Origin of the sequence: Flectobacillus longus (assembly GCF_030056705.1) — a bacterium.
In the GTDB taxonomy this organism is placed as follows: Bacteria; Bacteroidota; Bacteroidia; order Cytophagales; family Spirosomataceae; genus Flectobacillus; species Flectobacillus longus.
The window spans coordinates 18980-30621 of sequence record NZ_JASHIC010000006.1 but is presented as its reverse complement, the minus strand read 5'-3'; the positions used below and the strand labels follow the sequence as shown (position 1 = coordinate 30621).

Genomic DNA, 11642 nt, shown 5'->3' with positions numbered 1-11642 from the left:
TTTGATGAATTAATGATGTGAAATTTAGTGGGCAAAATTAACTTAGTTTTACTCGCATTAAGCTGTAGGCTTTATGCCATAGGCTAAAAGTTAAAAAGTATTTTTCAGAATAAGTAAAGCTTTTTTGCCTAACACCTAAAGCGTATTAATGTAATTTTATTTAGGTAAGGACAACTCAAAATTTATCACTCAGAACTCAACACTCATATATACATCTATCATTTTACCTAACATTTTAATTATGCTTGCTAAAACTTATGGAAGTGCCGTTCATGGCGTAGATGCTACTATTATTACCGTTGAGGTAAGTGAAGGTCAAGGACAAGGATTTTTTATTGTGGGGCTACCTGATGGAGCCGTGAAAGAATCTGCTCACCGAGTCGAATCTGCGATTAAACAAACAGGCTATTTTTTTCCACGGACCAAGGTGGTGGTAAATTTGGCACCTGCCGATATTCGAAAAGAAGGCTCTGCATACGATTTACCGATTGCTTTGGGGGTAATACACGCCTCCGAACAGGCGCATTTACCTGTCTTGGAAGACTATGTTATTATGGGTGAATTGGCATTGGATGGCGCTTTACGACCGATTAAAGGTGTTTTGCCCATTGCTATTGAAGCACGTAAGCAAGGATATAAAGGTTTTATTTTACCTGTCGAAAATGCCTCAGAAGCCTCTATTGTGAATAATCTGGATATTATAGGGGTTAAAAATATTGGTGAATCCATCGGGTTTTTGAAAGGAAGCCTTGAAATAAAACCGACTGTAACAGATACGAGAGATATTTTTTTCCATTCTCAAAATGATTACGATGTCGATTTCTCGCATGTCCAAGGGCAAGAAAATATCAAACGTGCGCTTGAGATAGCCGCAGCAGGCGGTCATAATGCTATTATGATTGGACCTCCTGGAGCAGGGAAAACTATGCTTGCCAAGCGTCTGCCAACGATTTTGCCTCCACTTACTTTACAAGAAGCCCTCGAAACGACCAAGATTCATTCGGTGGCGGGCAAGCTAGGTACGAAAGCTACTTTGATTTCTACCAGACCATATCGTTCGCCTCATCATACCATTTCGGATGCTGCCTTGGTAGGTGGAGGCTCAAATCCCCAGCCTGGCGAAATATCGCTAGCACATAATGGCGTATTATTTTTGGATGAATTACCCGAATTCAAAAAATCTGCATTAGAAGTGATGCGTCAACCTTTGGAGGAAAGAAAGGTCAGTATTTCGAGAGCAAGATGGGCGGTCGAGTTTCCGTCTAATTTTATGTTGATTGCTAGTATGAATCCTTGTCCTTGTGGCTACTATAATCATCCCGAAAAAGAATGTAGTTGTCCTCCGGGAACGGTTCAAAAATATTTGAATAAAATCTCAGGTCCACTGCTCGACCGCATTGATTTACACGTAGAGGTAACGCCTGTCAATTTTGACCAGTTATCTTCTACTCGTAAAACTGAAACTAGCGAGGAGATAAGAGAAAGAGTTATCAAGGCGAGATTGATACAGACGGAACGTTTTAAAGATTTCACCGCAATACATTCTAATGCCATGATGCCTTCGCAGATGGTGAAGGAAGTGTGTGCACTAGAGCCTGTGGGTGTTTTGTTACTTAAGCGAGCTATGGAAAAACTCCAACTTTCTGCGCGTGCTTATGACCGTATTTTGCGTGTAGCACGTACGATTGCTGATTTGGCAGGTACCGAGAACATACAAACCGAACATATCGCCGAAGCTATCCAATACCGAAGCCTAGATAGAGAAAATTGGGCGGGATGATTTATTGAGTGAGTTGGTGAATGAGTGGTTGAGTGATTGTTTTATTAAATTTTATCTGTAGATACGCAAAGCATTGTGTCTTAAAGCGAATTTTTATTTCTGAAAATACTGTTAGAATATTTACCTGAAAGGCAATAATTACATCAGGAAACAATCACTCAACCACTCATTCACCAACTCACTCAATATCAAACTTTATACAACTGCTGATATTCATTGGGGCGCATTTTCATGATGCTTTTGAAAGTACGATTAAAATGCGATAGATTATTGAAACCACTTTCGTAGGCGATTTGGGATATACTTAGTTTTTCTTCTGCCAATAGTTTACAGGCGTGCCCGATGCGAAGTTCTAATAAAAACTGAAAATAGGTTTTGCGAGTGTGTGTTTTAAAATATCTACAAAAAGAATTAACACTAATATTGGCTACATCTGCTACTTCTTGTAAAGTAATATCTCTCGTAAAATTATTGAGAGAAAAGGAAAAAATCTGATCAATACGTTTGGTATTCTGTTCGTCCAAACTTGCCGTGCCTTCTGTTTGTGATACGTAAGTGTACTCTGTCGTCGCTGCAAAAATTTTAAGGACTTTTAGCAGTAAAATCACACGGTCGATACCCGACGACTGTCGCATTTGGTCAATCAGCACACCCGCTTGGTCACGAGCTTCTCCTCGAATCATCATTCCCTTTCGGATTCTCGAAAATAAATCACTCAAACCTACCGCCTCGGGTAACTTCATGAAGGTCTCACCCCAAAAATTTGGGTCAAAGTGAATCACATTCGATTTAGAAAGCAAATCCATACTTTGCTCGAAATATTGAGGGTCGCTTCTAAAAAAATGCGGTGCATTGGCGCCAACAATAATCAAATCGTCTTCACGATAATTACTCACACCATCGCCTACCAATAGCATTCCTGTACCATTTAGGATATGTACAATTTCGATTTCGGGGTGATAATGCCAGTGACTATAAAAATATGGCACTGCATCTTGGCGTATGCTAAAAGATTGCTCGGGACCTACCTGAACTTTACGAAAAAGAGGCTTCATTGTGAGTAAATTATTGACATATATTACAAATCTACTATATATATGCCAATATAGTATCAGAAACTACTAATTAACGAAAAGTTTTATTCAATTTTTTTTAGTCATTTTGTAAAGAAATCTTACCAAAATATCTTCGATTTATTCTATTTATATTTACTATATAAAAATCGGAAATATAGTGCTGTTTTTTACTATATACGACAAAATAGTATAATCGAATTTTTTAATATATAATATATTGCTAAACTAGAACTTGTTGTGTCCCTTGTATAAAATAATTGTCCTATGAAAAAATTAACTGCCCACGAAAACCTTACCTTATGGCAACAGTTTAAGTCTGGTGATGCCCATGCGTTTCAGTTGGTGTATTTGAAGTACTACAAGGTTTTGATTCGCTATGGCAACAAAATCTCGATGGATACCGAGCAGGTAATGGATGCAGTTCATGATTTATTCCTTAACCTTTGGAATCGTAGGACTTTCCTTTCGGACACTGACAATATAGAACCTTACCTTAAAACCTCTCTTAGGCATGAGCTAGTACGTCGTGTGGCCGAATCACGCAATAGTTATTCTTTTGATGATTCGCCAGAATTAACGTATGAGTTCGAAAAAGATGCCTTTTATTATCAGCATGACAGCGACGAGCGTGAGGCAACTTTCCAACGTTTGGAAAAGGCTGTAGAAGACTTGTCACCACGTGTTTGGGAAACACTCAAAATGCGTTACTTCGATAAAATGGGGAATCAAGAAATTGCCGAAAAGATGGGTATTAACTATCAATCGGTGAATAACAATATTCACCGTGGTGTCGAAACTCTTCGCCTCAAGCTTGACCAAGTAGCGTAATAGCGAGCATGAAATTTGAGAATGGCCTCCTTCGGGAGGCTTTTTTGTTGTAATAGGCTTTGGAGCATCTGCGATTTTCTAAAAACCACTACCTTTGTAAAAAATTGAAACGTCGATTGCGACGTATTTTCATCATATCGTAATGAACTATATAGAACTGAAACTCACTGTAAATCCAGAATTTGCAGATATTTTTATGGCCGAGCTTGGCGAAATCGGCTTCGAAACTTTTACCGAAGAAAGCTATGGCTTGAATGCCTATGTTACTGAAGATTTGTTTTCGGAAGAAGCTGTAGACGAAATCATGGAAAGATACTTAGCCATGACTCCTATTAGTTATAGCTACAGCACGCTCGAAAAGAAAAACTGGAATGAGGAGTGGGAAAAAAGCTACGAACCTATCAGTGTAAATGGTTTGGTACGTGTGCGTGCGAGTTTCCACGAACCAGACGACCAACACCGTTTTGATATTGTCATTAATCCTAAAATGTCTTTCGGTACGGGTCACCACGAAACTACTTCGATGGTTTTGGGTATTCAAGGCTCACAATTGGCAGATGAGCACCAAGGCAAAAAAGTACTTGATGTTGGTTGTGGAACGGGTATTTTGGCAATTATGGCAGCCAAATTAGGTGCTAGCTATGTTTCGGCATTTGATATTGAAGAATGGGCTGCCGAAAATTCACGTGAGAATGTGGAGTTGAACCATTGTGAAGGTGTAGTGGTAAGACAAGGAACAATCGACGACGAACCAGCAGATTTGTATGACATCGTGTTGGCAAATATCAATCGCAATATTCTAATGCGTGATATTCCGAAATATGTAACTTTTATGTTGCCAAAAGCCTATTTGGTCGTGAGTGGTTTTTATGAGCATGACATTGCAGATATTGAGCAGGTAGCCAACGAAGCAGGTTTGAAAAAGACCTTTTTTGATACCAAAAATAACTGGGCATCGGTTGTTTTTGAAAGAGAGTAATTGGTTATTTCAGATTGCAGATGTTGGATTTCGGAAGTACTATTTTATTTTTTCCAAGAGAAGGTTTTTCTATATTTCCGTAATCCGTTATTCCAAGTTCAATATCTTTTATTTGTTGCTAGTTAAGTGCTGATAATCAGTAGGTTTGCAATGAATATGGTTTTAGTAATTGAGTGACTATTTTTAGCTAGTAGAGACGCAATGCTTTGCGTCTAAAAGGTGTCATTTTGAAATATATTATATATCAAAAAAGGCGTTCGAAAAACTAATTTCGAACGCCTTTTTTGATAAAACTTTGCCAGATATGACTTGGCTTAAGACGCAATCATTGCATCTCTACAGTTAGAATACAAATTTTAAAATAATCACTCATGCGCTCAATCACTAAAGTCGGAATGACTTATGTTTCGGTATATAAAATGGTAGAAATGTAATGCTTTACGTGATAGAAAGACACCATCACCTCTCTACAAAAATCGCAACATTTATTTCTTAATAATCCCTTGTAAAACTTTTGGATCTCCGTCGATTGGAGGGGTGCTAATGCCTAAAAGCTGTGCAATAAATGGATATACATGAATATTTTGGAAGGTAGGAATTTTTATCCCTTTCTTGATATTTGGACCGTTAGCATAGAAAATCGCCCCCATTTCTGGACAAGCTGTTGGGTCGAATCCGTGTACGCCCCAAACTTTACGTTTTTCTGGTTTTTTAGCGAGAGATTCTTTGTTGTAAAAACCATAACCAGGCTCTACTACCAATAGCATATCACCAATACGAGCGTTGGTATTGAAATGTAATTTTTCTGGAATATCTGCTTTTTTGTAAATCTTAAAATGCTTCTCTTTTGCTGCTATTGTATTGAATATTTCGTCGGCTTTGTCTTTATTTTTCAAGAAAATATTGCCGTGTGTGCTATTATTTACAAAAAGAAAATCTTGTTTATTTAATCCTTCCAAGAAATCATCGGCAATGATAAACGTCTCTGGACGATTTTGCATTTCGTACATACCGTGGTCGGCTGTAAGTATAACATTTACAGGTAATTTGATTTGTTTCAAACCATTCATCAACATACCCACCAAGCTGTCTGCTTCCATCACAGCAGCTTCTGTTTCAGGTGCATTAGGACCATATTCATGTCCTTGTGTATCGACCATTGAAAAATAAATCGTAATCAAGTGCGGACGCTCAGCTTCTGGTAAATTCAACCAATCAAATACGGCCTGAACACGTTTAGGGTGAGGTACTTTGTCGTCGAAACGATGATAATAGGTTGGGTATTGACCTCCAATTGGGGCTTCGGAACCCACCCAGAAATATGAGGCGGCTTTCATACCATTTTGTTGAACTAATTGCCAAATAGGCAAACCTCCATAGTAATAAGGGTCTTCTACTTTATCACGCTGACGAATTGAATAAAAGGTATCGCGACCCGCATCATAAAAAGTATTATCAATCAAACCATGATGGTCAGGATACAAGCCCGTCACTAAAGTATAATGATTAGGAAAGGTTTTGCTCGGATACGAAGGAAGCATCACTTCGGCGGCAGCACCTTTTTTGATAAAATTTTTGATGTGTTTTACAGGATATTTCTGAACATAGTCATGACGGAATCCGTCAAATGAAACCATAACTACATAGGGTTTATCGCTGTTTTGACCAAGGCTCACCAATGCCCAGCAAAGAAAGCACACAAGGCTTACTAATTTTTTCATGAAGTGTAATATTAAAATGAATGATAAATTATGTTTTGGTTTCGGGCTTTCGATACAACCGAAAGGGTCTGTTTTTTGTCTTTGATAAAAGAAGGTTTTGCAACTTATAGGTTGAGCTACCTCAGTTTGAACTAAAAAACTTTACCAAAAGTAGCTTTTTCAGAAGAGAAGGTAATTAAAATTCGACGAAAAGTCCCTTTTTCATCACAAGACAAAGTCCTTTAGCGAAAAGCTGTGTAATCCTCGGACTTGGCAATACCTTTGCGAAAAAGTCGTTATTTTTACCAGAACAACCTATGGTTTCGGAGAAATTCCTCCAAATCACTCTAACACTAAAAAATACTATCCATGAAACTCAAAATTTACTTTTTGTTAGTTCTGGGCTTACTTTTTACCATAAAATCCTATGGTCAAGGTCTAAAACTATCAGATAAGCCAGAGGAATTTTTGGCTGATGCCCAAAATGTGCTGAGTGTATCGGGTAATCCGCAAGCCGAAAATATAGCCAAGGGCTTTGAAAAACTATGGAACTCCGAAAAACTGGGTAGCCCACAAAAGACCAAGATAGCGAGCCTTTCTAATTTTATGTTCAAAAAAGGATATAAACCTCCCCATTTTTCGAACCTATTTGATGTTTTTGTAACAGGCTCAAATACTAGTCAACTTTCAGGTACTACGCTAGATGCTTTTCTCGAAACGCTACGTAAATCTGTAGAGAGCAACGATACTAAAACAACACTTCGCTTGATAGAAATTACGAAATTGTTGTTTGGTAATAAGGCTGTGTATTATACCAATTACAATCGCTTGTATGTGTTGGATGGTAGTATTAGTTTTCAGTTTAATGACCAAAAAGTAGAGCTTTCAAATACAACTACCACGCCAACCAACAATAATACTGCTTCTGCCGCTCCTTCAAATAACGATGGCTGGGACGATGCCCCTCCTACACCAAGCAACAATGGCGCAACCCCTGCGCCTATGGAAGAAACAGCTCCATTGTTTATCAACCCTGGTCCTGCGATTGTTTTTAAGACTATCAATCTTTCTATTGTTACTGCCAGCGATTCGGCAACGTTGATAGGGACTAATGCTACGTTGGGTATCAAAGATGGAGTATTGCTGGGTACTGGTGGAAAATTTACATGGGAGACGGTTGGTTTGCCACAGGCTTTTGCCGTGCTGGACAATTTCAGTATGGATATTCGTAATCCAAGGCTCAAAGCTGAGTCGTCGACTTTGACTTATGCTGATAAATTAATCAATCCTATCAAGGGTGTCTTTGAGTTTCAGAGCAAAAAACGTCCTAAAAACGTAGTATCGACCTTTCCTCGTTTTATGTCTTTCAAAAATGAGGCAACTCTAAAAAAATCTACTGATTTTGAGTACAAAGGAGGTTTTGCTTTATCAGGAAGTACTATTTTGAGTTCTTCTTTACAAGATAAATATACAACCATTGTTGTGAAAAAAGATGGCAAAATAGCCTTCAAAATATCAGGAAGAAGATTCATTGTTGGGGACTCTTTGATAACTTCCCCTGCGGCAACCTTTACAGGATATTTTGCCGAAAATGACTCTATTTATCATCCTTTAGGAAAATTGATATATGACCGTCTGCAACAAAATCTGCGATTGAGTAAAGTAGACGAAGGAGGCTTTAAAGAAGCGAGTTATGTTGATAGTTACCATAAATTAGAAATTACTGCCGATGCTATGCGTTGGAGCTTGCGTGATCACAAGGTAGATTTTTATATTTTGGTGGCCAAAAATGTCGTTCCTGCTCTATTCGAGTCATTTGATTATTTTAATCCTGAGCGCTTCAACAAAATTTCAGAAACGTTTAGTTTTAATCCATTAGTGGTAGTAAATAATTATGCCAAAAAGAATAATCTAACTACTGTCAAGCTTTCTGAATTGGCAAAAGCATACAACAAAGACCTAGTTACGTTAAAACCTGTGTTTTTGGCCATGATGCAAAAGGGATATTTTGAATATGACCCTGAGGTGGAAACGATTAAACTTTCAAGAAAAGGAAGCCATTATTTGTCCGTTCAAACTACCAAGCGAGATTATGATAACTTACTAATCCCTTCGCTTTATGCCACAAGTAGTAAAGATACTACTGCAAATGCCACCTTGAGTTTGAAGGATAATCAATTGATTATTAGAGGTGTAAAGCAGTTTTATTTATCCGATTCGCTCAATGTATTTATGGCGCCTTACGATAATCTCATTAAGGTAAACAAAGACCGAAACTTCGGGATTAGTGGAGAGTTGAAGACTGGTAATTTTAGATTTAGAGGAAAAGATTTATCCTTTAATTATGGGGAATTTAGCGTCAAATTGAATAAAATCGACTCTATTACCTTTATTCCTCAAAAAGAACTTGCCAAACGTGGTAGAACTGAAATTGGTGGTGATTTGAAATACGAATCAGGGACGATTTATATCAACAAACCTGACAACAAATCGGGTCGTCAGCGATTGGTTGAATACCCTCGCTTGGTTGTACCTACTGGTGTTACGGCTTATTTCGACCATGATTATCGTGGACAAATGGCATACAACAAAAAGGTATATTTCAAAGTGCCGAGCATTGATTTTGATAGTTTGAATATCAAGGATATTGACTTTGTAGGTACATTCTATTCAGATGGTATCTTCCCTCCTTTTAAAGAAACCTTGATTTCGATGCCAGACAATACCCTTGGGTTTAGCCACAAAGTAGCAGAGGGCAAATACGTGCTTTACAATAGCAAAAGCTTTATCAAGTTTGAAGAACCATTGATAATGGACAAACGAGGTTTGCATACCGCTGGTGAAATCAACCACCTGACGGCGCAGATTCAAGCAAAAGAGGCTGTGTTTACACAGGATTCGGTCAACGCGACAGGTACTATTGGTAAAATCAATGAAGGCGCTGTAGGACAAGCCTATTTTACCAAGGTAGATATTAAAAACTACTCTTTAAAATGGCAGCCCAAAGTGGATAGTATGTTGATTGAAACCAAAGGTAATTCATTTGAATTTTATGCAGCTTCTTCAAAACTAGAAGGGAAACTATTGGTTCGTCAGTCGGGTATGTTTGGTTTTGGTAAAGTACACCGCCAAGATTCAGAGACGGAGTCTGATAATTTCAAATTTGGAAAAGATGGGTTCTCCGCAGAACCAGCCAACTTGATGGTAGGTAGTAACCTAAAAGCGGCTAAACCAGCTTTGTTTGGCAAGCACATGAATGTGTATTTTAATTTGACTACGGGTAAAGTAAATATCAAAACTCCTGCCGTGCTCAAGCTCGAAGATTCTACCAGTATGTATTTCCCTTATACAGCCTACCGCACTTCTATCAATAGTGCAGAATGGGATATCAATAAGAAAAATATTACAATGAAAGGTGATATAAAAACATCAACCTTTACTTCAATCGAGCCATCGCAAGAGGGTTTGACATTCAACGCTTCGGGAGCTCTTTATGAGATTGAAAAACAATCACTCAATATTAGTGGAGTACCGTTTATTAAATCAGCTGATGCCAAAATTATTCCCGACCAAGGCCAAGTATCGATTCGCCGCGATGCCGAAATGAAGACTTTCTACAATGCCAAACTAGAAATCGATACGCTTACAAGTTATCATAAACTTGTTGGAGGTAATATTCGAATTTTGTCAAGAAATGCTTTTGAAGGCGATGCCATTTATCGATTCCCGAACTTGATTGGCGACACATTAAACCTTAAAATAGGAAACTTTACCTTCAAAGAAATCGGTGCTGATGACCGTAAAAATAAAAAAGTAAAAGCTATTACGACTACTGCTAAAGCGACAGTAGATGAGAAAGACAAATTCCATCTTTCGTCAAAAATTCTTTACAAAGGCGACGTAATTTTAACAGCGTCTGAAAAAAATCTCAAAATGGAGGGTTTTATCAAACCCGAAACCAAAGGTCGTTCAGATGTAATTAGTTGGATTCCATACAAAGGCAATAGCACCAACAATCTGACACTAGACGTACAACCAGAATTAAAAAGTGATATAAATACACAATTGCTAGCGGGTTTGCACTTCCGTACAGCTTCTACAGGATTATATACGACCTTCTTATCAGAGAAAACGGATGCGAAAGACGATAATATTTTTGTGGTAAATGGTAAGTTCAGGGATATTCCTAAGTCTTCAAAATTTGAAATAGGGTCAGAAGAAACAGAAAAGTCTTATGAAGCCTCACGTTATATTTACGATGATGCTAAAAAAACTTTAGCTTTAGAAGGTACGTTCAATTTCTTTACACCAAATAATTATATTCAAGGAGCTGGTTTTGCGGATATTCGTATTGATAGTAGTAAATATAAATTTGATCAAATGCTATTAGTCAACTTCCCTATGCCTTCGGAAGTATTAAAAGCGTTATCAGATAAAATTGTCAAAATCAATCTGGATTCAAGAGATAATGGCAGTGCCGATGAACCTGAAGATAAAGAGCGTTTGATGTCAAAATTAGCAAATTTAGTAGGAAACAAAGCTGTAGAGTCAATTGAACGTCGCTTAAAAAATGAACACGTACCCGTACATACTATCAATTCCAAATTGAATACCTCATTGGTGTTTTCAAAGGTTAATTTGCGTTATTCAGACCAACAGTCAGCTTTTTATTCAATAGGCAAGCTAGGTCTGGCAAGTATTGGAGGAACAGATATTAATTCGGAAGTTGATGGATATTTAGAAATACGCAAAACCAACGAAGGTGATGAATTCTATTTATATTTAGCTCCAAACGAAGATACATGGTACTTTATGGGGTATATTAAAGGTGAGATGGGCGTGATTTCATCAGATGCAGAATTCAATAATGCCGTAGCAGCTAAAGCAAAAGGTGTGAAAAAAGGTAGTGGCAAAAACGCTTATATTTTCCTAGGCGTTGGCGCCGAAGAAAAACTTGCATTCGTGGAGCGATTTATGGAAGCTTATAGAGTTAAGGATACTAAGCAGAAAAAAGTTGCACAAGGTGACGACAAAACTAAAAAAGTAGAAAAGAAAAAAGAAGAAGCCAAAGACGGTTTCTAAAGTCCAAAAGCCACTTCGAAAGAGGTGGCTTTTTTGTTATAAATCTTTCCAGAAAGATGCCTATAGAAGGATGAATTTTTAAGGAAGAATTTTTACATTTACGATTGTGGTATTTTTACAAAATATTCCCAACTCATTCATCAAACTAAAAGCTCTAACCGACAAGACTTGTTTTGCTATTGGAGCTCTATTTCAAG

At 37.7% G+C, this 11642-nt stretch carries 6 protein-coding genes; 4 read left to right on the top strand and 2 right to left on the bottom strand.

The window, feature by feature from the left end; translation table 11 throughout:
• Positions 1 to 241: 241 nt before the first annotated feature.
• Entirely contained in the window at positions 242 to 1780 is a 1539-nt protein-coding gene (locus tag QM491_RS05345) for a YifB family Mg chelatase-like AAA ATPase (protein ID WP_283326241.1), read from the top strand.
• A 188-nt stretch (positions 1781 to 1968) separates the two neighbouring features.
• Here QM491_RS05345 and QM491_RS05340 read toward each other — a convergent pair whose 3' ends face one another.
• A complete protein-coding gene (locus tag QM491_RS05340; protein ID WP_283326239.1) occupies positions 1969 to 2835 on the bottom strand; it encodes an AraC family transcriptional regulator in 867 nt (288 codons plus the stop codon).
• Between the two features lie 285 nt (positions 2836 to 3120).
• Between QM491_RS05340 and QM491_RS05335 the strand changes: the two genes are divergently transcribed.
• Both QM491_RS05335 and prmA read left to right on the top strand, forming a co-directional pair.
• Complete coding sequence (locus tag QM491_RS05335; protein ID WP_283326237.1) at positions 3121 to 3684, top strand: RNA polymerase sigma factor; 564 nt, start codon at positions 3121 to 3123, stop codon at positions 3682 to 3684.
• Positions 3685 to 3826: 142 nt separating this feature from the next.
• Entirely contained in the window at positions 3827 to 4663 is an 837-nt protein-coding gene (gene prmA / locus QM491_RS05330) for a 50S ribosomal protein L11 methyltransferase (protein WP_166552589.1), read from the top strand.
• Between the two features lie 485 nt (positions 4664 to 5148).
• Here prmA and QM491_RS05325 read toward each other — a convergent pair whose 3' ends face one another.
• A complete protein-coding gene (locus tag QM491_RS05325) occupies positions 5149 to 6384 on the bottom strand; it encodes an alkaline phosphatase family protein (protein WP_283326236.1) in 1236 nt (411 codons plus the stop codon).
• A 348-nt stretch (positions 6385 to 6732) separates the two neighbouring features.
• On the opposite strand from QM491_RS05325, the gene QM491_RS05320 reads away from it, so the two are divergent.
• On the top strand, positions 6733 to 11445 hold the full coding sequence (locus tag QM491_RS05320) for a hypothetical protein (RefSeq protein WP_283326235.1): 4713 nt from the start codon (positions 6733 to 6735) through the stop codon (positions 11443 to 11445).
• Positions 11446 to 11642 lie beyond the last annotated feature (197 nt).